Genomic DNA, 23,854 nt, shown 5'->3' with positions numbered 1-23,854 from the left:
AGGAAGGTTCTGAGCTAACGGAGTGCAGGGTCAGCGTACTGACTGTTTGCACTTCGTTAGCCCAGAGACCGGAGAATATTTCGGTAGCGTCCGTCTGCCAATCGTTTTGATTGGGCACTGGCTATAAAGTGGCGACCAGCCTCGTTCCTTTCTCGTTGTTGGTGCAGGCCATATCTGCAGTTCTAGTGCTCGCCAACAACGCCTCTGGGCGTTTTAGGCTGTACCGATAGAGCCTGCGCGCTGCGCTTGCTGGTGGCGCCTGTGAGATCGGTGGAATGGCGGTCTTGCTGTTTCCTCTCACCCTATCACGGCGTTCTCGCCGTCAAGGGCTGCATGCGCTTCGCGCATTTGCGGCGGGGCCGGCTATCGCCCCCTGACAGCTGCGCTGCGCCGTGCTGGACCGGTTCCGGGCAATTCCGCCCGAGCAACTGGAGCATGATCATGTCGCAGCTTTCTCTCGCCTTTGACGCTTCTCTGATGATTCGCGACGAGCAAGGTCGTTATTGCCTGCTACTGCGGAGCAGATCCTGGACGCTGCTCGCAAGGTAATCGATCAGAAGGTTCAGCGGGGCGCAGCCTTCACATCTTCAGAGCTGGTCAAGGAGTACTTGATCGCGAAGCTGGGTGGCTTTGAGCACGAGGTTTTCTCAGCGCTGTTTCTGGATGCCAAGCATCGCCTGATCCAGTACGTCGAGATGTTCCGCGGCACCATCGACAGTGCGTCTGTGTACCCGCGCGAGGTGGTCAAGGAAGCACTGCGCCTGAATGCAGCGGCAGTGATCTTCGCGCACAACCATCCAAGTGGAAATCCAGAGCCAAGCCAGGCTGACAAGGTGCTAACGCAGCGTTTGAAAGAAGCCTTGGCGCTGGTAGATGTCCGCTCGCTGGATCACATCATCGTGGCAGGCCAGCGCACCGTATCTTTCGCTGAGCTTGGGCTGTTATGAACCAAGGGGGCTGAGCCCCCTTTTTGCCGCGCCCTTGCAGGCGTGCGCAGCGGGTTCCGCCGGTTCATCTCGTCCAGCGCCCTTGGCTTTCTTGGCGTTTGGACGCGAGCTTGTGAGCATCCTCCTGCAAGTGCCTCTCGCGACGTCACTCAAAGAACTGATGGCCTGCAATCAGCTGGCACTTGGTTGGACGTCGATACGATTGCTGGTGATATTCAGCAAGCCTGAGTCAGAGGGAGCACGATACCTAACGTGCTGGCTTGTCCATCGACGAAAGCAACGCGGCCACCGGCGTTTTCCACGATACGGCGCACGATGGCCAAGCCAAGCCCCGTCCCCTCGCTGCCCTGGCGCCCCTTGCTGAAACGCTGGAACATTGCTTCCCGCTGATCTTGTGCAACCCCCTCACCCTGATCGCAAACCTCAATGACGACATTCCCAGCGAACTTCCGTCCCCGCACCCGGACTTTCCCTGCGCCGTGCAGCAGGGCATTCTCCAGCACGTTGAGCATCACCTCGCGTAATTCATCGTGATTGCCCCAGCAAACCAAGCCATCCTCCACGTCAACGCTCAGGTCACGATCCCTGGCCTCGAACAAGGGCAGCATGCTCGCCACCGACTCACGGATCACACGTGACACGCGACTCGTCTGCTCGCCCCTCTGCTGCTTACCCGCCATACCCTCTTGACGCGCCAGTTCGAGCAGTTGCCCGACCAAACGACGCATCTGACGCATTTCACGCTCCAAGGCCGGCCAATCCGGGCGTTCGCTCTCACGAGCCTCCTGCATGCGCAGGTCGAGTACTGTAAGTGGCGTGCGCAGTTCGTGAGCCGCATCCGCCACAAAACGACGTTCACCAGCAAAGGCCTCAGCTAGACGATCAAGTGCTCGATTGGCCGCGTCGGCCAGGGGCCGGATTTCCACGGGCAAATTGGTGAGAGGGATGCGTCGGTTCAATTCCCCGGGCCCAATGGAAGCAGCCAGATCGGCAGCACGTCTGACCGGGCGCAGCGTCCAGTTGAGTAACCAGAGGATCAACAGCACCGACAGCAGACCCAGCGGCAGCATGATCAAGAGGCTCTGCAGTAGACGTTCGAGCAGCAGGCGATCGATCGTCCCGCGTTCTTTCGCGTCGTTGCGCGTCACCATCAACGTCGCACCATCAGGCAGGCGCACCGGAACATTGATCACGCGCCCACCGATTGGGCTCCAGCGCCACCAGCGACTTCCCTGCTCCGACATGGCAGTACGCAAACGGCTTGGTCGATCCAGGTTTTCCGAGAACCACAGCACTTCTCCCTGTGCCGAATAAAGGGTGTAGCCCAATGACTCTCCGGCATAACTGAGTGGCAGGCGCCTCATGTCGTTCTCGTCCCGTATCCCCTCTGTTACGGCATGCGCCTGAAGCTCCAGCATCGTCCTTCGCAGCTCGTCACGGGTGCCGTAGAGGTGAATAGCCAGGTTGCCGAAGCCCAATGCGAACACCAGCAACAGAGCAACTAGGATGCGCAGGCGCAGGCTTCTCCGCGTCGGATTAGTTCTCTCCCCCGTCAGGTTGGCGTCAGCAATCGCTGGCATAGTCGCCGCCCACAATAATGAGATCACTTATCATTTATATTATCCGTTAAGGGGAGTTCAGCAATAATGTCTATGCGACATGCCAAACGTCTACTTGGTTTTCGTCCTACGGTTCTCGCCACGGCCATTTCGCTGGCACCAGCAGTCGGATACGCCGCTGAGGGTACAGAAGCGCTGAACCTCAAAGACGTAGTCGTCACAGCATCTGGTTACGAGCAACAGTTGATCGAGGCACCGGCCTCGATCACTGTCATCAGCAGGGAACAACTGGAAGGCAAGTACTACCGCGACGTGACCGACGCACTGCAGGACATTCCCGGCGTGTCCATCGAAGGTGGCGCGGGCGGCAAGCTGGAGAGCACGTCGATCAATATCCGCGGCCTGGGTGAGGCCTATACGTTGTTCATGGTCGACGGCAAGCCGCTGGGTTCCTCAGGCGAGGCTTACTACAACGGTTTTGGCAGTGCGACCCAGTTCGGCTGGCTGCCGCCGATGTCGGCCATCGAGCGCATCGAAGTGATCCGCGGCCCGATGTCCTCGCTGTACGGCTCCAGCGCCCTGGCTGGCGTGATCAATATCATCACCAAGAAGACCACTGCTTCGCGCTGGTCCGGTCAGATCAGCTATGACCACTTGCTGCACGAGGATGACGCCGCCGGCACGGCGGGACAGACTCGCTATTACCTAAGCGGGCCGCTGGTCCAGGAGCATCTGGCCCTGAGCCTATACGGCTCGCGTTATAAGCGCGATGAGGACGACATCATCGGTGGTTACCCCGAGAAGACCAGCGAGAACAACACGGCCAAACTCGATATCGTCCTGAATGACATGCACAGCTTCCAGCTGGAAGCCGGGCGTGCCGAGAGCGACAACCAGAAGACCGAAATCAGCGGCGCGCCTGGTGAGATGAACAATGACCGCACCCATTACGGCATCACCCACGACCTGAACTGGGGCAACGGTGTTCGCACCACCACCTTCGCGACTCAGGCCCGCGAACAAATCGAGAATGGCAGCTCGGAATCCGAGTACAGCGACGACCTGATCAACAGCAAGACCTTCATTCCGCTGGAACGCCACACCATCACCCTGGGCGGCGAGTACAAGTGGGAAACCATCGATCATGACCAGGGGCGCTTCTATGGGGCCGACATGACGCTGGAACGCTGGCAGCGCGCCCTGTTCGTCGAGGATGAATACGCCCTGACCGATGCCTTTTCGCTGACGGCCGGCCTGCGCTTCGATGAGAACGAACACTATGGCGAAGAAATCATCCCTCGCCTCTATGGCGTGTACCGCCTGACTGACGAGTGGGTGCTCAAGGGTGGAGTCAGCGGTGGCTACAAGGCGCCTTCGTTGAAGCAGGCCGACTCCAGCATTGTCGAGAATGCCGGCCGTGGCCGCTCTTACGACATGGGCAACTCCGACCTGCAGCCGGAAAGCAGCATCAACTACGAGATGGCTTTGATGTGGGATGCGGACAACGGCATCCAGTCCGGCGTCACCGTGTTCTTCACCGAGTTCGAGGACAAGATCGGTAAAAAATTGTGGTGCACCAGCCCGGCCAACAACCCGAGTTGCACCGTCAACGGCATCGCCCCACGGCAGACCATCAACCAGTACGTGAACCAGGATCAAGCGGAATTGCGCGGCGTGGAGGCCTTCTTCAACGTACCGCTGAGCGCCTCAGTGGACCTGCGCACCAACTACACCTTCTCCGACAGCGAGATCACAGAGTCCGAAGCCTCTCCAGAAGACGTTGGCAAACCCTTCAACAACCTGCCCAAGCACATGTTCAACGTCGGCCTCGACTGGCGTGCCACCGATGCCCTGAATTTCTGGGCGAAGGCTCGCTACAAGAGCGAAACCGTTTCGGACGAAGACCTGGAGCGACGCCCAGCCTATACCCTGGTCGATCTCGGCGGGCTGTACCGGGTCAGCAAGCACATGGACGTCTATGCCGGTCTGTACAACGTCTTCGACAAGGAAATTTCCAGCGAGGAATACGGCAAGACCCTGGACGGACGTCGTTTGAATCTGGGCGTCGCGCTGAGCTTCTGAGCAGTCACCCTGCGTTAAGAGTCAGGCGATAGCCCAGCCCACGCAGGGTCTCGATGCTGCTGTCGGCACCGGCATCCGCCAGCTTGCGCCGCAAGCGTGAAACCAACGCCTCGATGGCATTGGGTGTGACGGCCTCGCTGAGCGCATACAGGCGCTCCTCGAGGTGGTCCTTGATCACCACGCGCGGCGCATTACGCAATAACTCCTCGAGCAGGGCCAGTTCACGTTTGGACAACAGCAATGGGCATGTACCCACGCAGACGTCTCGACTGTCCTGGCACAGGCTGAGATTTCCCAGTTGCAGGCGGCGCTCGCGGCGCGATCCAGGGCGTCGAAGAACAGCGCGCAAGCGCGCCTGTAACTCAGCCATCTCAAACGGCTTGAGCAGGTAGTCATCGGCTCCCGCATCGAGCCCGGCAACGCGCCTTTCAAGCGCATCGTTGGCCGTGAGGATGATGCAGGGCAGATCGTTGTTGCGGGTCGCAGAACGTGCAGCCAGGAGCGACAGGCCATCCATGTCGGGCAGGCCGAGGTCAAGAATCATCGCGTCATAGCGACTCAGCTCCAGCATCGCCTGAGCCTGCCGCCCGCGCTCTGCGACATCGACCACAAAACCGGTGCGCTGCAGGTGGCGCTGTAACAGTTCACCCAACGCCGGATGGTCTTCAACGACAAGCAATTTCATGACATGCACCGTGCGCTTGTCAGCCTTCGGTCAGCAAAGGCTGGGATAGTGAGAGCATCTTAGGATTAAATCATTATGATTAGCATTATCATCAATATACAAACGTATTTCGCTTCTCAAGGCCTCACAATCAGTCGGCGGGCCCACTAATGGCACGCACTCATTCGTCTGAGAACGCCTTCCGCTATCGTCTGACGATTGCAGCCCGCACACTGCTCGCAGTCTTGGGGGGCTACGGCTTTGCCGCTCTGTGCTGCGCCAGTCTGGCCTTGGCACTGCCCCTGCCAAAACCGCAGGCGGTGCTCGCCGCCACGCAGCTGTCCTTCGCGCTGTACTGCGCCTTGGCGATATGGGCCTTCAGCGCCAAAAGTGTGCGACGTGCCTGGTGCGTGGCGACGCTGCTGTGCGCCATCCCTGCCGCACATCTCCTGATGCGGAGCGCCAGCGTATGAAGCCTTTGGCCTTCCGCCAGGCGAATGCCTGGCTGCACACCTGGACCGGACTGCTGCTTGGCTGGCTGCTCTACGCGATATTCCTCACCGGAACGCTGAGCTTTTTTCAGGAAGAGATCAGTTACTGGATGAAGCCTGAGCTGCACGCCTCTGGCCCAAGGGACGACAGCGCCAGACTTGCATTGGCACAGCTGCAGAAGCACGCGCCTGATGCAGCGCAATGGAACGTAAGCCTGCCCGGACCACGCGATGCGGCATTGCAGATCCAGTGGTTCGAGCCGGGCGAACGCATTGGCAAGGGCGGAGGGCAGCGCCTGACGCTGAATACGAGCAGCGGCGAACCTGTAGAGGTGCGCGAAACACGCGGTGGCAGCTTCCTCTACCGCTTTCACTTCGAGCTCTACGCCATGCCTCGCGAGGTGGCGCGCTGGATAGTCGGTATCGCGACCATGCTGATGCTGGTCGCCATCGTCAGCGGCGTGATCACGCACAAAAAGATCTTCAAGGACTTCTTCACCTTCCGACCTGCCAAGGGACAACGCTCCTGGCTAGATGCTCACAACGTAACCGCGGTACTCGCCCTGCCCTTCCATTTCATGATCACCTACAGCGGCTTGCTTCTGCTGATGTTCATGCTCATGCCCTGGGGCGTCGAAAGCGCGTACCAAGGTGATCGTCAGGCTTTCTTCAATGAGGCCGGTGGTCGCGGTGGCGGCGGCCGAGGTGATCTTGCACAAACACCTCAGCCGCCGAACAAACCCGCGACGATGACCGACGTCACGCCCCTGTTGGGGCAAGCTCAGCAGCGCTGGCCGCAGGGCATCGCCAGTCTGTCGATTTCCGCACCCAACACCGAGCGGGCCGTGATCGAACTGCGACAGCGTGGTGGAGACAGCCTGCTTGAGCGCGGTAATGGCGAGCGTTTGCGCTTCAACGGCGTCACCGGCGAGCCGCTACAAGGTCCCAAAACGGCGACAACGCCCGTGGCCAGCGCCATCTACAACGTCTTCACCAGCCTGCACCTGATCCGCTTCGCCGGCCCACCGCTACGCTGGCTGTTCTTCCTTAGCGGCCTGTTGGGTACGGCCATGATCGCCACCGGGCTGGTGCTGTGGGTGGTCAAGCGCCTGCCTGAGCGCAAGAAGCTTGGCCATACCCCATTCGGTCAGCGCCTGGTCGAGGTTCTCAACGTTGGCAGCATCGCCGGCCTGCCAGTGGCTATCGGCGCCTACTTCTGGGCCAACCGGCTTTTGCCAGCAGGGTTGGTGCAACGAGCCGACTGGGAGATTCGTTGCTTCTTCATGGCCTGGGCCCTGTGCCTGCTGCATCCTCTGCTGCGCTCGCACAAACGTGCCTGGCTCGAACAGACCAGCCTCGCCGCTTTGTTGTTCGGCGGCCTGCCGCTGTTCGCCGTGTTACTGCCAGGCAGCGACCTGATAACGACCCTGAGCCAAGGCCAATGGTTACTTGCTGGTATGGATCTGACCCTGTTGGCCTGTGCCGCGCTACTGGCCCTGGCAACCTGGCATATCGCCCGCCACCAAGCCATGCCGAGCAAAGTACGCCAGACGCGCAAAACGACTCAGGAGGCCGCTGCATGATCGTGCTTTGCCTTGCTTTTTGCTTCAGCGGTTTCGGCTCGCTGTGTCTTGGAGTCGACCGTCATCATGAGCAGGTATTCGGGCATAAGCCCGTTCCCCTCAGGCGCCAACTGCTGCGCCTGCTTGGCTGGCTGCTTTTGACTAGTGCTGCTGCACCCGCGATCTTCGCGCTCGGCACCTCGATAGGACTGGCGCTGTGGACATCGGTGCTGGGCCTTGCTGCCTTTGCCCAGATTACGCTGCTCAGCTATCGACCCAGCCTAGTACCGGCGCTGAGCATCGGCGCCCTGCCGTTCGCCCTTTTCTTACACCTCATCTGATGGAGTATCCAAATGCGTATCATTTTACTTGCTAGCCTTTTGCTGGCCCCCATAGCTGCCCAAGCACACACATTTCTGGTCAAGCCCGAGCAAACTGACGATCAGCTATCGATAGCGGTGCTGATGACGGAGAAACTTTTCCAGGGCGAACGCCTACTCAGTAGCAGCGATGTCAGCCTCCGCTTACTTAGCGCCGAAGGACAACAAGACATCACCTTGCACGCCGACGAAACGGCCAAGGCCCTCATCGGCGAGGTCCCGACGCCGGCCAGCAGTGCCATCGCCCTCGCACGCAGCGCCCCGCGTTATCGCGCCATTGAGAAAGGTCAACAGACCAAAGACCCGGCCAAGACGCTGCGTATAGAAGCCTTCGCCAAGGCGCTGATCAACCCGCAAGGCTCGGGAGAGGCCTACACCCTGCGCGCGGGTGATCGACTTGAACTGGCGCCGCTGGATAACCCTGCACACCTGAGCTCCGGCGATACCCTGCGTGTGGCAGTGCTGTTCGATGGCCAGCCATTGGCCAATGCCCGAGTGGCTGCCATGGCACCACAGCAGGATCGCCTGGTGGCGCACACCGACGCCAATGGTGTCGCCAACCTGCAATTGCCTGCAGCTGGGTCGTGGGTCATTCGCAGTGGACACCATATCGATGAAGCCGACGCGCGTAGCGCCCGTTACGAGGCCAGTGCCAGCCTGCTGCTAACGATAGATTGAAGACTCGCAAAGACCGTAGAGGTGACGCCAGAGCAAGGAGGACACACCGGCCCAAGCTGATGACGTCCGAGCGAGCTCAAGCTAGATCGCACGACCTCAGCCCTACCTGCAACGAGAATAACTGTCCCCTCTCAATCAACTACGCCACAGTAGGTTGCCATCCTGAAACCCTCGGGCTAGAGTGCGCCCGTCGTGGTAAATACCAGGGCCGGGAGTCGAAACCCGCTTTGTCTGGGGGCGCGGCAGCGTTCATAGCTGTGTAGCAGGTACCTTTTACCCTGCTATTTATAGCTTATAGCGGCGTAGCGCTCATCAGTTTGGCCGTTACCAGCGCATCCACTGCGCCGGTTAAGGCCATCATCGAGAAGTGGTCCAGCAGCGCAAAGGCGGCCCGGTGCGCAGCCGTTGTCGGCTCGCCACACTGCCCCCCTTCCAGGTGTATCTGGTTCTTGTCCTTCAACACGCTCTCGAGCGACGATCGTCATCTGACGTCCATCGATCAGGAAACCGGCCACGGCGAAGCGCTAGAACGGCAGCGGCAATTTGGCCGTACGCCCGCCGTCGATCACCAATACTTGACCGGTGATAAACGCCGCCTCGTCGGAGGCGAGAAACACCACCGCCCCGCCGATGTCCTGCGGCGCGCCGGTACGGCCGACCGGGTGCATGGCGAGAAGCCCTAGACGGGCACCTGCAGGATCGCGTTGCGCGTCGATGTAGGCATTGCTCAGATCGGAATCGATCCATCCCGGAGCGATGGCGTTGCAGCGAATGCCGTCGCGCCCCAAATCCACTGCCAGTGCCCGAGTCAGACCATGTAGCCCTGCCTTGGACGCGCAATACGCGGCATGTTCGGGATTGGCGCTTAGCCCCTCGATGGAGCCGATATTGATGATGCTTCCACCGCCCCGTCGGCGCATCTGCCCCAAAAGCTCTCGGGCCAGAAATACCGGCGCCCGCAGGTTGAGGATCATCATGCGATCCCAGTCCTGCTCGCTCATTTCCTCGATGGGTTGCTCGAACATCAAGCCGGCGTTGTTCACCAGCACATCGACACCGCCGAGCAACTCGGAAGCGGCTCGGGCGATATCTGCCGGGGCCCCTGAATCGGCAAGGTTCGCCTCGACGTAGAACAGGTTCGGATTATCCGCCAGATCGGCATCCAGCGCTTGGCGCTGGGCCACCAGCACTCGCGCTCCGGCGGCCAAGAGTTTCTCGGTGATACCGCGGCCAATGCCGCGCCCCCCGCCGGTTACCAGGGCATTTTTTCCAGTCAGTAACATCTTGTCTCCTCAGTCGATACCGCCTCGGTACCGGTAGCCTCAAGGGCTCGCCGACCTTATAGCGAGCTGTCTACGGTGTCGGCATGGCGATCGCGGTCGACTTCTCCCGCCCCGTCGACGTACAGGGGGACGGCTGCGCGAGCTTCATGCCACATGCGCCACCTCGTCGGTTGCCGCCGCTCGATCAGGCATCGTCCATCCGGAACAGGAGCTGGAACAGCTCCGAGCAGTCGGACCTGGTCGGTAGCTCGGCTACGGCCCGCTCGATGGCGTCACGATGGTCTTGCTCGAGGCTGACGCCAGCCAGCAGATGGAACTTGGCGCTGAACTCCGCCGCGCTCATGGCGGTGGCCGGGTCGCCCTTGGCCGCGGAGATCGGGCTGGCGAAGCGCTGACCGTCCTTGAGCGTCACCGTCACCCGCGACAGGATCTCGTTGGGGAAACGAGCCGAAAGATCCTCGGCCTCGACGATCTCGATACGCCGGCTCACGGCGAGGATGTCGGCGGCATGAATCGCCTCGCCGGTCACTTCCAGCGGTCCGACCTGGCCACGCGCAACCAGGGCCGCCAACGGAAATGCCAGGGCGTACTGCGCCTCGTCGGCGTTGGCCGGGATATGGCCCTGCAGACGCATGGACTCGTGAAAGGTCTCGACCCGGATATGCTCGACGGTCGTGCCGTCGATCTGCGGATGCTCGGCGAGCAGAGCGGTCAGCGCGGTCAACGCCGGCTGCGCCCAGCGGCATACCGGCCAGGGTTTGAAATACTGCGCATCGATCTCCCAGCGCTGGCCCAGATCATGCCATTGCGCGGCCACGGCAGAGGTTTCCACCGTCTCGGCGGGCGCCCCGGTGACGCCCGCCTGAGCGAGGAACAACGCATTGAGCCCGGCATAGGCGCCGGCACCGTGGGCATCGCGCAGCATCGAGGGATGGTCGACCAGACGCATCATTGGGCAACGCGGGCCGAAGTATTCGGCGATACCCAGGGCGTGCCGGAAACGCTGTTCGTCGAGGCCGAGCAGGCGGGCACCGGCGCACACCACGCCGATCCCGGAGAATGCGCCGGACGCGTGGTACTCGGGCGCAGTGGCCATCAGCGCGGCACCGGCGCGCAGCCCCGTCTCGTAGCCGATGCACAGGGCGCTGAGCAGCTCCTCGCCGCTGATGTCGCGGCCCTGCTGGCAGAAGGCGTCGACCAATGCCAGCACGGCCGGCACTACGGTCGCGCCCGCGTGACCCTTGGAGGTGAAATGCCCCTCGTGGGCATCGAGGCTGTCGATGTTGAAGCCGCCGGCCCACGCCGCGCCCAGCGGATGCACCGGCCGTCCATCGAACAACAGCCGGCTGGACAGATTGCCTGCCGGATAGTGCTCGGTCGCGTACTGCCGGAGTATCCGGCTGGTGTGGTTATCGCGGGCGCCGGCGGCGACCCCGAGGATATCCAGCAGGCAAATCTGCAGCAGCTCACGGGTATGCCGCGGTGCCTGGCCGAAGGTGAAATCACGGACGAACGAATACAGCGACATGCGCGAACTCCACGGACGAGGCTCGAATCGAGAGGAAAAAAGGGCGCCCATCGGGCGCCCAAAAGGGTTGACCTGATCAGTAATGGCCTCAGTTGGCCGCGGCACGAGCCTGCTTCAGCCAGCGATCGAAACGGGTACGGTGTGCGGCAATCCACTCGTCGGCATGACGCTTGATATCGGCGGGCTTGTTCTCGCCGTTCTGCATTTTCAGGTTCTGCACGCTTTCGTCGACGGTGGCGATCTGCATCAGAGAGAGGAACTTCATGGCCGCTGGGTTCTTCTCGGCAAAGTCCTTGTTCAACACCGCCTCGACCTTGTCCACGGCGAAACCGAGATTCTTGCCGTCAAAACTGGTATCAACCGAGTTGTCGCCGCCCGGCAGGTCGGTATGCGGCACCTCCAGCCAGACCACGTCCTTACCCTCAACCAGCACACCGGCAATCCACTGCGGCACCCAGGTGTAGTAGAGAATCGGCTGGCCTTCCTTGTAACGGGCGATGGTGTCGGCCATCAGGGCGAAGTAGGAGCCGCGGTTGTGGCTGACGGTCTTCTCCAAGTCGTAGGCTTTAAGGTGGTGATCAATCATCAGCTCGCAGCCCCAGCCCGGGTTGCAACCGGTCAGATCGGCCTTGCCGTCTCCATTGCTGTCGAACAGCTTGGCGATCTCAGGCTTCTTCAGATCGGTGATGTACTTGATGTTATGTGCTTCGGCAGTCTTCTTGTCGATCAGGTAGCCCTGCAGTACACCCGGGATCACATCGCCGGCCTTGACCAATGCCCTGTCACCACCAACCTTCTGATAGAAGTTGTCGTGCAGCTTGTCCCACAGGTGCACGCTGAAATCGGCGTCGCCGTAGGCCAGCGCCACCATCATGGTCGCGTACTCGGTTTCCTTCGGCTCCTGCACCTCGTAGCCCAGCTCGCGCAGGCCTGCCATGGCCAGCTCGCCACGGAAACGCTCCTCGGCGATGCTCGGGAAGATCGGCGTCACCTTCACACCCTCCCCCGGCTTCTCGGCCGAGGCGGCCTGACCGTAGAGCGGCAGCAGGCTCAGGGATGCAACCGCGGCGCAGTGCAGCAACTTCTGGGTGAATCCACGCTTGTACAACATCATCGTCATCTACCTCTTGTGGTTTTCTTCTCGGTTTAACGGTGTCGATTGGGTTGGCAGAATTCAGGCATTGACCTTGGCGGCCGACTGGCGGCTGCCGAACAGCCGCAGCACCAGGCCGACCGGGCCGCTGTGATACCAGCGCAGACTGGGATCGGCATTGCTGCGCTCGCCCATGGCCTGGGTCAGGCGGTCGAGGAAGATCGCCAGCAGGACCAGGCCGACGCCGCCGACCGTGGCCAGGCCCATGTCGAGACGGCCGATGCCGCGCAACACCATCTGGCCGAGGCCGCCGACCGAGATCATCGAGGCGATCACCACCATCGATAGCGACAGCATCAGGGTCTGGTTGACGCCGGCCATGATGGTCGGTGCGGCCAGCGGCAACTGCACGCGCCGAAGCATCTGCCACGGCGTGCAACCGAAGGCGCGGGCGGCCTCGATCTTGTCTTCCGGTACCTGGCGGATGCCCAGGTTGGTCAGGCGCACCAGCGGCGGTGCGGCGAACACGATGGTCACCAGCACACCGGGCACGTTGCCGATGCCGAACAGCATCACCACCGGTACCAGGTAGACGAACGCCGGAAGGGTCTGCATGGCATCCAGCACCGGCCGTACGATTTTCTCGAGCCGATCGCTGCGGGCCGTCAGGATGCCCAGGGGTACACCGATCAGGGCGCAGAAGAACACCGAGGTGAGCACCAGCGACAGGGTGGTCATGGCCTCCGACCAGACGCCGATAAGCCCCAGCAGGGTCAGGGTGATGGCGCACAACCAGCCCATGCGCGCCCCCGCCACCTGCCAGCCCAGCAGCGATGACAACAGGATGCCGATGGACGGCGGGATGCTCTGCAACACGTATTCGGTGCCGTTGAGCACCTGATCGATCGGCCAGCGCACTGCGCGAAAGAACTCGCGGAAGTTGTGTACCAAGTAATTCAGAGTGCTTTCCACCCAGTCCCCGAGGGGAATGGTCAGGGTTTGGAAGGGGTCGAGAATGCTGAATTCGGACATGGGAGTTACCTGCTCTTCGATTCTGCTGGAGGATTGCAGCCGGCCACTCAGTGGCGACTCAGGGTCTGCAAAAGCAGATTCTTGGAAATGGTGCCCTTGAAGGCGCCGCTATGATCCAGCACCGGTACCGGGTAAGGCACCGAAGCCACCAGGTTGAGCACGTCGTGCAGCGGGGTGTCGACGTAGATCGGCTGATGGCGATCCAGACGCAACTGCTCCAGGCTCTGCAGGGCTGAGCCGTCGCTGCTCAGGGTCTCGGGCTCGACCACGCCGAGCAGGCGGTCACCCTCTCCGATCAGGTAGCCAAACTGCACACCGGCACTGAAGCCCGGCGCGTGTCCATTGACCCGGCACACCGCGGCGGGATCGACCTGCGCCACGTCGCCCGCGTTGAGTACGCGGGAGCTGTCGAAGCCGTGGAAGAAGTTCTCCACGTACTCGTTGGCCGGGTTGCACAGCAGCTCCTGAGGAGTGCCGATCTGCACCACCCGACCGCCCTCCATGATCGCGATGCGATGGCCAATACGGATCGCCTCCTCAATATCGTGGGAGATGAAGATGATGGTGCGCTGCTGTTCGGCCTGCAGGCGAATCAGCTCGCCCTGCATCTCGCTGCGGATCAGCGGATCCAGCGCGGAGAAGGCTTCGTCCATCAGCAGGATGCTGGGGTCGTTGGTCAATGCGCGGGCCAGGCCGACGCGCTGCTGCATGCCGCCGGACAACTGGTGTGGGTAGCTGTTCTCGTGCCCGGCCAGACCGACCTGGCGCAGCGCCTCGATGGCGCGTGCCTTGCGTTCCGTCTCGCTAACACCGGATATCTCCAGGCCGAAAGCGGCGTTTTCCAGCACGCTCATGTGCGGCATCAGGGCGAAGGACTGGAACACCATGCCCATTTCCTTGCGCCTCACTTCCAGCAGATCCTTGTCGGACAGCCCGGTGATTTCGCGACCGTTCAAGTGAATGCTGCCGGAAGTGGGCTCGATCAGGCGGTTGAACAAGCGCACCATGGTCGACTTGCCCGACCCCGACAGCCCCATGATGACGAAGATTTCACCGCGCTTGACCGAGAAGCTGGCATCGAACACGCCCACCACCTGGCCGGTCTTACGGAAAATGTCGTCCTTGCACTCGCCATTACGCAACATATTCATGGCAACTTCCGGCTGGGCGCCGAATACCTTGAATACATTCTTGACCGAGAGTATCTCGTCGGCTTGGGTCATAACGTCCTCTTCTTATATCTGTAATCAATCGGCAATCGGTCGGCCTCATGGTGTAACTGGGGCGACCGTGCCTTTTGAAACTGGACTATTTAATGATCGGCAGGAACTGAAATAGGGGAAACTCACGGCACACACGCTGCAAGTGCCGCCTTCTTGTAGGGTTAAAAGTAGAGACTGGTGTTTATAGCGTCCAACGACATTTGCTCGGCCCAAACCATAACGTGTTGTTATTGGTTGAGGCCTCGTCCTGCGTGGCATGCGAGCCGAACGTAAGTGGCCGAGGAAGGCGGCGAAGCCGCGTCTTGCAGTGCGGATAACAACCAAGACGCGCCCACCTTCTCTCCCCTACGACGCACGACAATTACCGCAGCGCATACTGGCAGCGGCTCAACACCCGACCTATCGGCAGCGACGGGGGCACCGTAACGGGTGAAAGCCGCCAGTCGTCCGCGGTGGGGTGATTATTGCCGCAGCCTGGCGAAGCGCGCCTGCATACGTCGCGCGGCTTCATCGGCCGCATCCAGTCCGGCCTCGACGGCCTGCTGGAAACCGCCATTAATCATCGCCTGCAGGCCAGCCGCGGTGGTGCCGCGATAGTCGAACATGGCCTTGAGCATCTCGGCAGGCGGCATGCCGTCGCGCCCGAGTAGCTGGCTCGCGCCGACCACCACGCCGCGGACGGCGTTTTCGGCAATGTGCCGTGGCAGGCCCCTGGCCAGCGCGTGACTCAGCAGCGCCTCGGCCAGCAGCGCTGGATAGGCCGCCCCGGTCCCGACCAGACCGCTCAGGTAGTCGAGATCGGCCTCGCGACCCACCTCGTCGGCGCTGCCGCAGGCTTCGAACATCGCCTGGGTGAACGCCTTGTCGGCCGCGTCGACCGCTGGCGCGGCGAACCAGGGCGTGTAGCACTGGCCGATCTGCGCTGCGGCATTGGGCATCGCGCGGATGACCCGCCGGCTCCCGGTAGCTTCGCCGAGGGTGGCGAGCGAGATGCCGGCCATAAAGGAAATCACCAATTTGTCGGACGCCTCGATGGAGACCGCGGCGAACTGCTCGGGCCGCACCGACAGCACGATGACGTCGGCCTGTCGCGCCAGTTGCCGATTGTCCGCGGTGATCTGCACCTCGGACCAGGCATCGAAGCCCTCTACCCGCCCGCTGCGGCTGGAAAGAATAAGGTCGGCCGGCGCCACAACGCCCTTGTCGAGCAGAGCGGCGCCGATGGCACGCCCCAACCAGCCCCCGCCGCCGATGATGCCGACCTTCAAGCGACTGAACATGGGCGTCTCTCCCTAAGAGCCTGAAGCGATCGAGACCAGCACCGGCTGCTCCGCCAGCGCATAGCCATGGCGGGCATAGAAGCGTTGCAGCTCGCGGGCTTGCGGCTCTTGTCCGGTGAAAACCCGCACGTATTCGGGAATCCGCTGCATCCGCAGCAGCAGGTCTTCGTGGCTGTTCATGCTGATGTAGCCGATCTGGGTCAGGTACATGGAGCGCGCCCGCACATCGGCCGGCAAGGCCTCGTAGCCGAAACGCACGAACAGACCGGTCAATGCCGCCAGACGCGCCTTATCGGCAATCTCGACCTCGGCGGCGACACGCGGGTCCTGCAAGGCCCAGCTGCGCACCGCGTACTCGAATTGCGAATCGAACAGCGCAGGGTTCAGCCAGCAATCGAAGACATTCAACGTGGCCTCGGCGACGCTCTCGGCATAGGCCTGGCTCTGGTTCACCAGACTGTCGGTGTTCTTCGCCCGCCAGCGTTCGAGCAACGCCGCCAGCAGCTCCTCGCGGTCCTTGAAGAACCAATAGAAGCTGGTTCTGGACAGCTTGAGCCTTTTGGCCAACGGCAGGATGCGCACGGCCTCGACGCCCGATTCGATCAGGCTTTCGTATGCCGCTTCCAGCCAGCCATCGGCCGAGCCGCGCCAGCCGCTGTCAGTCGCTTTGATAGGTGTGTTCATGCGTCGATGGTAGCCATCCGGTCGTCCTTTCACAATGTGAAGTGTTCATCATCGTCCGGAAAAAAGACACCGCTGTACATTAACGAAACGCCATCAAACGCCAGCCAGCAGCACCTATTACGACAAGCGATAACCGTACGCGACATGTCGCTTGCGAGAAATGTACATCCAAGTCAGATTAATGGACACCTGTGTACATTAACTCTCCCTACAGGCTCATGCCTTCACTCACCGGAGCCCGAGCATGTCGAACGACCCGCTGCTGCAGCCCTATCAGCTCAAGCACCTGACCCTGAGAAACCGGATCATCACCACCTCCCATGAGCCGGCCTACCCCGAGGACGGCATGCCCAAGGCGCTCTACCGGGCCTACCACGTCGAGCGCGCCAAGGCCGGCGTGGCCCTGACCATGACCGCCGGCTCGGCCGCGGTATCGCGCGACAGCCCGCCGGTGTTCAACAACATCCTCGCCTACAAGGACGAGGTGGTCGGCTGGATGAAGGAGTTGGCCGACGAATGCCACGAGCACGGCGCGGCGGTGATGATCCAGCTCACCCACCTGGGCCGGCGCACGCGCTGGGACAAGGGCGACTGGCTGCCGGTGGTCTCGCCCTCGCACAATCGCGAGGCGGCCCATCGCGCCTTCCCCAAGCAGCTTGAGGATTGGGACATCGAGCGCATCGTCAAGGACTACGCCGATGCCGCCGAACGCATGCAGGCCGCCGGCCTCGACGGCATCGAGCTGCAGGCCTACGGCCATCTGATGGACCAGTTCTGGTCGCCACTGACCAACGAGCTGGACGGCCCTTACGGTGGCTCGCTGGACAACCGCCTGCGCTTCACCTTCGACGTGCTGCGGGCGATTCGCCAGCGTGTCGGCGAACGCTTCATCGTCGGCGTGCGCTATACCGCCGACGAGGTCCTGCCAGGTGGCCTGGGCGCCGAGGAAGGCCTGGAAATCTCGCGCCGGCTCAAGGACAGCGGCATGGTGGACTTCCTCAACGTCATCCGCGGCCACATCGATACCGATGCAGGGCTGACCGACGTGATCCCGATCCAGGGCATGGCCAGCGCGCCGCATCTGGATTTCGCCGGGCAGATTCGCGCGGCCACCGACTTCCCCACCTTCCATGCGGCAAAAATTCAGGATGTGGCCACCGCCCGCCACGCCATCGCCTCGGGCAAGGTCGACATGATCGGCATGACCCGCGCGCATATGACCGATCCGCACATCGTGCGCAAACTGATCGAGGGCCGCGAACAGGACATCCGCCCCTGCGTCGGCGCCAACTATTGCCTGGACCGCATCTACCAGGGTGGCGCGGCCTACTGCATCCACAACGCCGCCACCGGCCGTGAGACCAGCATGCCGCACGAGATCGCCAAGGCCACCCAGCGACGCAAGGTGGTCGTCGTCGGCGCCGGCCCGGCCGGCCTGGAGGCGGCGCGGGTCGCAGGCGAACGTGGCCATGAAGTGGTGGTGTTCGAGGCCGCCGCCCAACCCGGCGGGCAAATCCGCCTGACGGCGCAGAGTCCGCGCAGGCGCGAGATGCTCAGCATCATGGACTGGCGCATGAGCCAGTGCGACGCATTGGGCGTGCGCTTTCACTTCAATACCTGGGCCGAAGCCGAGACCATTCGCGGCGAACGGCCCGACGTGGTCATCGTCGCCACCGGCGGCTATCCGCACACCGAGGTGCTGGAGAGCGGCAACGAACTGGTGGTTTCGGCCTGGGACATCCTCTCCGGCGACGTCAAACCGGGACGCAACGTGCTGCTGTTCGACGACGCCGGCGACCACACCGCGCTGCAGGCCGCCGAGTTCATCGCCCAAAGCGGCGCCCGCCTGGAGATCATGACCCCGGACCGCAGTTTCGCCCCGGAAGTCATGGCGATGAACCTGGTGCCCTACATGCGCTCGCTGCAACGGCTCGACACCATCTTCACCGTCACCTATCGCCTGGCCGCGGTGGCCCGCGAAGGCCAGGAACTGGTGGCGCAGATCGTCAGCGATTATGGCGGCGTGCGCAAACAGCGCCAGGTCGACCAGGTGGTGATCAACCACGGCACCCGGCCGCTGGACGACCTCTATCTGGAACTCAAGCCGCTCTCGCGCAACCGCGGCGCGGTGGAATACGCCGACCTGATCGTCGGCAAGCCGCAGCAACGCGACGACAACCCGGATGGCGAATTCCAGCTGTTCCGCATCGGCGACGCGGTGGCCGCGCGCAACACCCACGCAGCCATCTACGACGCCCTGCGCCTGGTCAAGGACCTCTGATCCGCTGGTTCGACCCGCCACGCCTCCGAGACGGCTCGGGGGCGTGGTCGACGCCGACCCACTTGGGTTCGCCCTGCCAAACGGCGCACCAAATCTGAGCAGCGATTAACGAGGGTGGGCACTCCGATCTGGCATAAGCAGTTTTACCCCACGGTGATGGTGTTTATCGCTGGTCGCGCCGCCCGAACCAGACCGAGGTATCGAGCCTCAACGCGGGGCAGCACAAACCACCGGAGGCTCTACATATAGGGAGCGTACTTCGCCGTAGCAGTTACCAGCGGATATCGGGCGTGCGGTGCACGGGCAAGCACGTTGTCAGCGCTGGCAGGCTACTTGCGCTAGTTCCAGGTTTTCAACGTTATCAAGCTGGCTCCCGGTCAGTTTGATCTGCAGCCGGGATATCGCCCTGGTCCGATTTGAAAGCCTCGCCGGAGATATCGCAGCCATGCACAAACTAGAGCGTCAAACCGAGTTCAGACGCGTAGGTTTCATTCTGATTCCCGGTTTCGCCCTGACCTCGTTTTCGTTGGCAGTCGAAGCACTCAGCGTATCCAACCTTCTTCTGGGAAACAGTGCTTATGACTATCACCTCTATAGTGGCGATACCGATCCGACGCAGACCGAGGTCGTCACCTCGAATGGTATTCCAATCAAGGTTTCGGAAGGGCTCGACGGAATAGAGGGGTGCAGCTTGTTGTTCATATGTGCATACAGACGGGCTGCGACTTATGACAACGCTACGCTCTTTGCAAAACTGCGCGCATTGAAAAACTCCGGATGCAGGCTGGCCTCCCTCTCCAGCGGCAGCTTTATCCTGGCCAAAGCCGGAATATTGCAAAGCAACTCCTGTACCTTGTTCAGCGAACAGATTCCGGCCTTCAAGGAACTCTACCCTTGCGTTACCGTCGCAGAAAGCCTGTACACCGTAGGCGACGGTATTTTCACCTGCCAGGGAGGCACCACTGCGCTGGATATGTTGCTGTACATAATCAGCCAGGATCACGGTGCCGATTTCGCACTGAAAGTGTCCCGGCAATTCTGTCAAGATAGGATCAGGAGCCAGAATGAATTACAGAATGCGCGCCGTTATCTCGAGTTAAAGATGAAGGCGCCCTGCCTGGGCGCGGCCATTGAGATGATGGAAGCCAACATTGAAACGCCCTGCACCATCGAGGTGCTGGCACACAAGATCGGCGCTACGGTACGAACCCTGGAACAGGCGTTCCGCACTCATGAGCACACCACCCCGGTCAATTACTACCTGCAGCTGCGCCTGAGGCACGCCAGGACCATGATAGAAGACACGTCGATGGCGATTGCCAGCATCGCCCAGGCCACCGGATTCGCTTCGCAGAGCTACTTCACCAAGCGTTTTCGTGAGGCCTACGGCATTTCCCCGAGTCGCTTGCGTAGCGACAAAAGATTATAAATTTCTTCGGCTTTGTTATATCTCGCCGCTGCGAACAAGCGGAAGCTAACGGTCACACCAATCCCGCTGAGATGAGGTAAAGACCGTGGCGCAAACAATCGAGAGTTGTCTGGCTAGCAAATCGACTTCGTTCCATGAAATCCCTATCGTCGACATCGCCCCTCTGCTCGATGGCAGCGATGCTAGTTCGGTCGCGCGGCAAATCGGTTACATCTGTGAGAACATAGGTTTCCTCTATATTAAAAACCATGGAGTCCCGGCTTCTCTGATCAAGGATGTATACCGGCTCTCCCGGGAGTTCTTCGCCCAGCCCTTCGAAGCGAAGGATCAACTGAATATCGTCAAGTCCGGGCAGACATTGCGCGGTTACATTCCCATGTACGGGGAAAACGTCGACCCTAAAAACACCAAGGACTTCAAGGAGTGCTTCGACTTTGGCCTGCCCGAGGAAAGGGTCTCTCCATTCTTCGGGCCGAACCTTATGCCCGAGACACCGCAAGAGTTCACTCAGGTAATGGAGCAATATCATGCGGCGATGCTACAACTGGCGCGCAAGCTGATAAGCGCCATTGCCCTGAGCCTGGATCTGCCAGCGGACTATTTCGAGAAACTGCAGCAGAAACCCATCACCATTCAGCGGCTGCTGCACTACCCACCGCAGTTCGGTAACATCACCCTGAAAGAGATCGGTATTGGTGCGCATACCGATTACGGCTTTCTGACCATCCTGTCGCAGGATGAGAATGGCGGCCTGCAAGTTCAAAACAGAGATGGCGAATGGGTCAGCGCCCCGCCGGTGCCGGATACCTTCATCGTCAACATTGGCGATCTGGTACAGACCTTCACCAACGACCGCTATATCTCGACCATGCACCGGGTCATCAATACCAGCGGCGTGGATCGCTACTCGGTACCGTTCTTCATCGACCTGGACTTCGATGCCGTGGTCGACGTGGTGCCGACCTGCCTCAGCGCCACCAACCCCAGCAAGTACACGCCCTATACCAGTGGCCAGCACAAGTATAAGCGCTTCGTCGACAGCTATACCCATTTACAGGATGTGGTTGTCGGTGGGTAATGCAACCCTGAGCAGAAGGTTGTGACCGTTTCGTCAGGAAGCCAGGGCCCGTCCCCTGGCTTCTGCGTTTGGAGCTCAAGTTAATGCTTGTCTGCCGGCTCAGGGGAATGGCTATCGCCTTGCCGGGCGAGCAGGATCGCGGCCAGCACCACCAGCGCACCACCGCCCAGCACCCCAGTGCTCACCGGCTCGCCGATCAGCATGACGGCGATGGATACCGCCACGACCGGCTCCAGAGTGGAGAGTGTCGCCGCAGTCGATGAGCCGATATTCGGCGAACCGGCGAGGAAAGCCGCGACCGGCAAGATAGTGGCGAAAACAGCCAGCCCCAGTGTCGCGCTCCAGGCCTCTTCGCCGGATGGTAGTCGCGCATCCCAGTACAGCGCCGCCACGGCGAATGTCAGCGCGCAGCCCAGCAGCACGACGGCCGCCGAGGCCAGCGGTTGCACATGGCGAATGCGATGGGTGCCATAGATGATCGAGGCGCCGTAGCTGAATGCGGCAAACAATGCCCACAGCACGCCTTCCAGATCGCCATGGAAACTCAGGCCGGTGGCCAGCAGCACGCCGCACAACGCCAACAGCAGGCTGAGCAGTTTCAGCCGGCTGGTGCGCTCGCCCAGATAGAGAATCGACAGCGCCGTGACGAAAGCCGGGAAGGAATACATCAGGATCACCGCCAGGCTTACCGAGGTGGAATGGCTGGCACTGTAGTAACCCAGCGCGGCCAGACCATAGCCCACACCCAGCAACAGATTCTGCCGGGTCAGTTGCCAACTGGGCAGGCCAATACCGCGCAGGCGAAGTAGTAGCAACAACACGGAAGCGGCAATCAGAAAGCGCACCAGCAGCAAACCCACGGGGTTGGCTCCGCCGGCATAGGCATATCGTGCGAACAGAGGTTGCAGCCCATAGCAGAAGGCAGCCAGCAGCACCAATACAAAGCCTCGGGAATAGCTGCTGCTGAATACCGTATGCGGTGCACTGAGCATGGTGGCTCCCTGGTCTCGGCACGAAGAAGCGTGGAAGAATTCCTGGTATTGCCCAGGGGTGGCTCGTCGAGCGGTCGTCCATAAAAAAACCGCATGACAAGACGCCATGCGGGAAGGAGTTGATCGTTACGACCTGTCCGATGTCTGCCGCGCCGAAAACCGCTGTTGCCCTGACTGGCGAGACACCGGACAGGTATTTGAGGTCCGCTCTATTGGTCGTTGAGCTTGCGCGTCATGGTCGCGCAGTACCAGTCGACGAACTGACAGACGCCGTTCTCGGCGATATCGGAGAACGGGCCCGGCTCGTAGGCCGGCGAATTGACCCCAGCCTGGGTGCCTTCGACCAGACGACGGTCCTGATCGTTGGTGGCCAGCCACACGCGGGTCAGGGTTTCCATGTCGTAATCGATGCCTTCCTGGGCATCCTTGGGCACCAGCCACTTGGTGGTCACCAGGGTCTCGTTCGGTCCTTGCGGCAGCACGCGGAAGCTCAGTGCGTGGTCGCCGAGGAAGTGGTTCCAGGTCGAGGGGTAGTTGAAGTAGAGCAGCGCGCCGATGTTCTCTTCGCCGCTGTTGTCCAGGCGACGGGCCACCGCCGGCTTGCCGTTCATGGTGTAGCTGACGGCGCCGGCCGACAGCGGGATGCGGGTCATGCGGAACTGCCCATCCTCGTCCATCACCAGGCGGCTGGGCAGGCCGGCGGCCTCGCAGCGATCCCAGTGGGCGGCCAGCTCCGGGTCTTCCTCGCCGCCGACGCCGGCCACCGAGAGGTTCTCGACGAAGGAGTTGAGCAGCTCCGGGTGGGTGCCGTCGCAGTGGTAGCACTCGCGGTTGTTCTCGAATACCAGCTTCCAGTTGCCCTTCTCCACCAGATTGGATTCGAAGGCCACCTTGCAGTCGTCGAGGTTGTGCGGGGCGATAAAAGGCGAGACGGCGGCGCGGAACTTCTCGAAGTCCGGCGCCTGCTCGGCCACGCAGACGTAGATGTAGCTATTGACCACTTCGCAATGGGCTTGCTTCAGACCATGCTGGGACTTGTCGAAATTCTCGCCCATATTGCCGGCGTAGATCAGGTTGCCATCGAGCTCGAAGGTCCACTTGTGGTAGGGGCAGACCAGTTTGGCAGCCTTGCCGCGGTGCTCGCTGCAGACCTTGGAGCCGCGGTGGCGGCAGGCGTTATGCAGGGCCCGCACCTGACCATCGGCACCGCGCACCACGATCACCGGGTAGTCGCCGACCTGCAGCGTAATGTACTGCCCCGGCTTCTCCAGCTCGAACGTGTGCCCGGCGAAGATCCATTCCTTGTGCCAGATTTGCTCGAGGTCCTGACGGTATACCTCGAGATCGTTGTAAAGCGCGCTCGGCAGCGCATGGCGCGGTTTGCGCTGCTGAATGAGCTTTGCCACCGCCGCTTTGTTGTCTGCTGTCATATCCACACCAATCCCGGTCAATATTGTTGAAAGTCGTTATCAGGAAGCCCGCAAAGGCACCCCCCCCCCGGTTGACCGGGGCTATTGCTCGGTAGCTCTTTCGGCTACCCTCCAAAAAGCCAGCATCAGTGGTTTGATGCTATCGCCAATAAGAAGAA

19 protein-coding genes and 1 pseudogene are annotated in these 23,854 nt (G+C 61.3%); 8 read left to right on the top strand and 12 right to left on the bottom strand.

The window, feature by feature from the left end; genetic code table 11:
• Window positions 1-441 precede the first annotated feature (441 nt).
• Window positions 442-947 (top strand): annotated as a pseudogene (gene radC / locus DXK50_RS23420) (RadC family protein).
• 215 nt (window positions 948-1,162) lie between these two features.
• Here radC and DXK50_RS23415 read toward each other — a convergent pair.
• Window positions 1,163-2,527: a sensor histidine kinase gene (locus tag DXK50_RS23415; protein ID WP_212631932.1), complete on the bottom strand. Its 1,365-nt coding sequence runs from the start codon at window positions 2,525-2,527 to the stop codon at window positions 1,163-1,165.
• Window positions 2,528-2,593: 66 nt separating this feature from the next.
• Here DXK50_RS23415 and DXK50_RS23410 point away from each other — a divergent pair, with 66 nt between their 5' ends.
• On the top strand, window positions 2,594-4,588 hold the full coding sequence (locus tag DXK50_RS23410) for a TonB-dependent receptor domain-containing protein (protein WP_249186990.1): 1,995 nt from the start codon (window positions 2,594-2,596) through the stop codon (window positions 4,586-4,588).
• Window positions 4,589-4,592: 4 nt separating this feature from the next.
• Here DXK50_RS23410 and DXK50_RS23405 read toward each other — a convergent pair whose 3' ends face one another.
• Window positions 4,593-5,273, bottom strand: a complete 681-nt coding sequence (locus DXK50_RS23405) for a response regulator (protein WP_212631931.1) — start codon at window positions 5,271-5,273, stop codon at window positions 4,593-4,595.
• Between the two features lie 448 nt (window positions 5,274-5,721).
• On the opposite strand from DXK50_RS23405, the gene DXK50_RS23400 reads away from it, so the two are divergent.
• From DXK50_RS23400 to DXK50_RS23390, 3 genes are read left to right on the top strand one after another with little or no spacing between them, the layout of a single operon-like run.
• Complete coding sequence (locus tag DXK50_RS23400; protein ID WP_212631930.1) at window positions 5,722-7,326, top strand: PepSY-associated TM helix domain-containing protein; 1,605 nt, start codon at window positions 5,722-5,724, stop codon at window positions 7,324-7,326.
• Window positions 7,323-7,646 carry a DUF3325 domain-containing protein gene (locus DXK50_RS23395; RefSeq protein WP_212631929.1) on the top strand — a complete coding sequence of 108 codons (324 nt, stop codon included), beginning with the start codon at window positions 7,323-7,325 and terminating at the stop codon, window positions 7,644-7,646. The genes DXK50_RS23400 and DXK50_RS23395 overlap by 4 nt, the downstream gene beginning before the upstream one ends.
• Before the next feature lie 12 nt (window positions 7,647-7,658).
• The gene (locus tag DXK50_RS23390) at window positions 7,659-8,363 is read left to right on the top strand and encodes a DUF4198 domain-containing protein (RefSeq protein WP_212631928.1); all 705 of its coding nucleotides are present in this window, start codon (window positions 7,659-7,661) and stop codon (window positions 8,361-8,363) included.
• A 292-nt stretch (window positions 8,364-8,655) separates the two neighbouring features.
• Here DXK50_RS23390 and DXK50_RS23385 read toward each other — a convergent pair whose 3' ends face one another.
• The 8 genes from DXK50_RS23385 to DXK50_RS23350 all read right to left on the bottom strand — a co-directional run bounded on the left by DXK50_RS23385 (window position 8,656) and on the right by DXK50_RS23350 (window position 16,486).
• A complete protein-coding gene (locus tag DXK50_RS23385; protein ID WP_212631927.1) occupies window positions 8,656-8,823 on the bottom strand; it encodes a hypothetical protein in 168 nt (55 codons plus the stop codon).
• A gap of 64 nt (window positions 8,824-8,887) precedes the next feature.
• Window positions 8,888-9,646: an SDR family NAD(P)-dependent oxidoreductase gene (locus tag DXK50_RS23380; protein ID WP_212631926.1), complete on the bottom strand. Its 759-nt coding sequence runs from the start codon at window positions 9,644-9,646 to the stop codon at window positions 8,888-8,890.
• A 184-nt stretch (window positions 9,647-9,830) separates the two neighbouring features.
• Window positions 9,831-11,174, bottom strand: a complete 1,344-nt coding sequence (locus tag DXK50_RS23375) for an MmgE/PrpD family protein (RefSeq protein ID WP_212631925.1) — start codon at window positions 11,172-11,174, stop codon at window positions 9,831-9,833.
• An 88-nt stretch (window positions 11,175-11,262) separates the two neighbouring features.
• Window positions 11,263-12,288, bottom strand: coding sequence for a glycine betaine/L-proline ABC transporter substrate-binding protein ProX (gene proX / locus DXK50_RS23370; RefSeq protein ID WP_249187002.1), 1,026 nt, complete (start codon window positions 12,286-12,288; stop codon window positions 11,263-11,265).
• Window positions 12,289-12,348: 60 nt separating this feature from the next.
• Window positions 12,349-13,299 carry a glycine betaine/L-proline ABC transporter permease ProW gene (gene proW, locus DXK50_RS23365; RefSeq protein WP_212631924.1) on the bottom strand — a complete coding sequence of 317 codons (951 nt, stop codon included), beginning with the start codon at window positions 13,297-13,299 and terminating at the stop codon, window positions 12,349-12,351.
• 47 nt (window positions 13,300-13,346) lie between these two features.
• Complete coding sequence (gene proV / locus DXK50_RS23360; protein ID WP_212631923.1) at window positions 13,347-14,522, bottom strand: glycine betaine/L-proline ABC transporter ATP-binding protein ProV; 1,176 nt, start codon at window positions 14,520-14,522, stop codon at window positions 13,347-13,349.
• A gap of 461 nt (window positions 14,523-14,983) precedes the next feature.
• Window positions 14,984-15,802 carry a pyrroline-5-carboxylate reductase family protein gene (locus DXK50_RS23355; protein WP_212631922.1) on the bottom strand — a complete coding sequence of 273 codons (819 nt, stop codon included), beginning with the start codon at window positions 15,800-15,802 and terminating at the stop codon, window positions 14,984-14,986.
• Window positions 15,803-15,814: 12 nt separating this feature from the next.
• Window positions 15,815-16,486 carry a TetR/AcrR family transcriptional regulator gene (locus DXK50_RS23350; RefSeq protein ID WP_212631921.1) on the bottom strand — a complete coding sequence of 224 codons (672 nt, stop codon included), beginning with the start codon at window positions 16,484-16,486 and terminating at the stop codon, window positions 15,815-15,817.
• A 244-nt stretch (window positions 16,487-16,730) separates the two neighbouring features.
• Between DXK50_RS23350 and DXK50_RS23345 the strand changes: the two genes are divergently transcribed.
• From DXK50_RS23345 to DXK50_RS23335, 3 genes are all read left to right on the top strand, one after another.
• Entirely contained in the window at window positions 16,731-18,767 is a 2,037-nt protein-coding gene (locus DXK50_RS23345) for an NADH:flavin oxidoreductase (RefSeq protein WP_212631920.1), read from the top strand.
• Window positions 18,768-19,212: 445 nt separating this feature from the next.
• The gene (locus DXK50_RS23340; RefSeq protein ID WP_212631919.1) at window positions 19,213-20,196 is read left to right on the top strand and encodes a GlxA family transcriptional regulator; all 984 of its coding nucleotides are present in this window, start codon (window positions 19,213-19,215) and stop codon (window positions 20,194-20,196) included.
• Between the two features lie 85 nt (window positions 20,197-20,281).
• Window positions 20,282-21,274 carry an isopenicillin N synthase family dioxygenase gene (locus DXK50_RS23335; RefSeq protein WP_212631918.1) on the top strand — a complete coding sequence of 331 codons (993 nt, stop codon included), beginning with the start codon at window positions 20,282-20,284 and terminating at the stop codon, window positions 21,272-21,274.
• 80 nt (window positions 21,275-21,354) lie between these two features.
• Here DXK50_RS23335 and DXK50_RS23330 read toward each other — a convergent pair whose 3' ends face one another.
• Both DXK50_RS23330 and DXK50_RS23325 read right to left on the bottom strand, forming a co-directional pair.
• On the bottom strand, window positions 21,355-22,266 hold the full coding sequence (locus DXK50_RS23330) for a DMT family transporter (RefSeq protein ID WP_212631917.1): 912 nt from the start codon (window positions 22,264-22,266) through the stop codon (window positions 21,355-21,357).
• 209 nt (window positions 22,267-22,475) lie between these two features.
• Window positions 22,476-23,696, bottom strand: coding sequence for an aromatic ring-hydroxylating oxygenase subunit alpha (locus DXK50_RS23325; protein ID WP_212631916.1), 1,221 nt, complete (start codon window positions 23,694-23,696; stop codon window positions 22,476-22,478).
• Window positions 23,697-23,854 lie beyond the last annotated feature (158 nt).

It is taken from the genome of Pseudomonas sp. KB-10, from assembly GCF_018221585.1.
Taxonomy (GTDB): domain Bacteria; phylum Pseudomonadota; class Gammaproteobacteria; order Pseudomonadales; family Pseudomonadaceae; genus Aquipseudomonas; species Aquipseudomonas yangonensis.
This window is presented reverse-complemented; position numbering and strand designations above follow the sequence as displayed.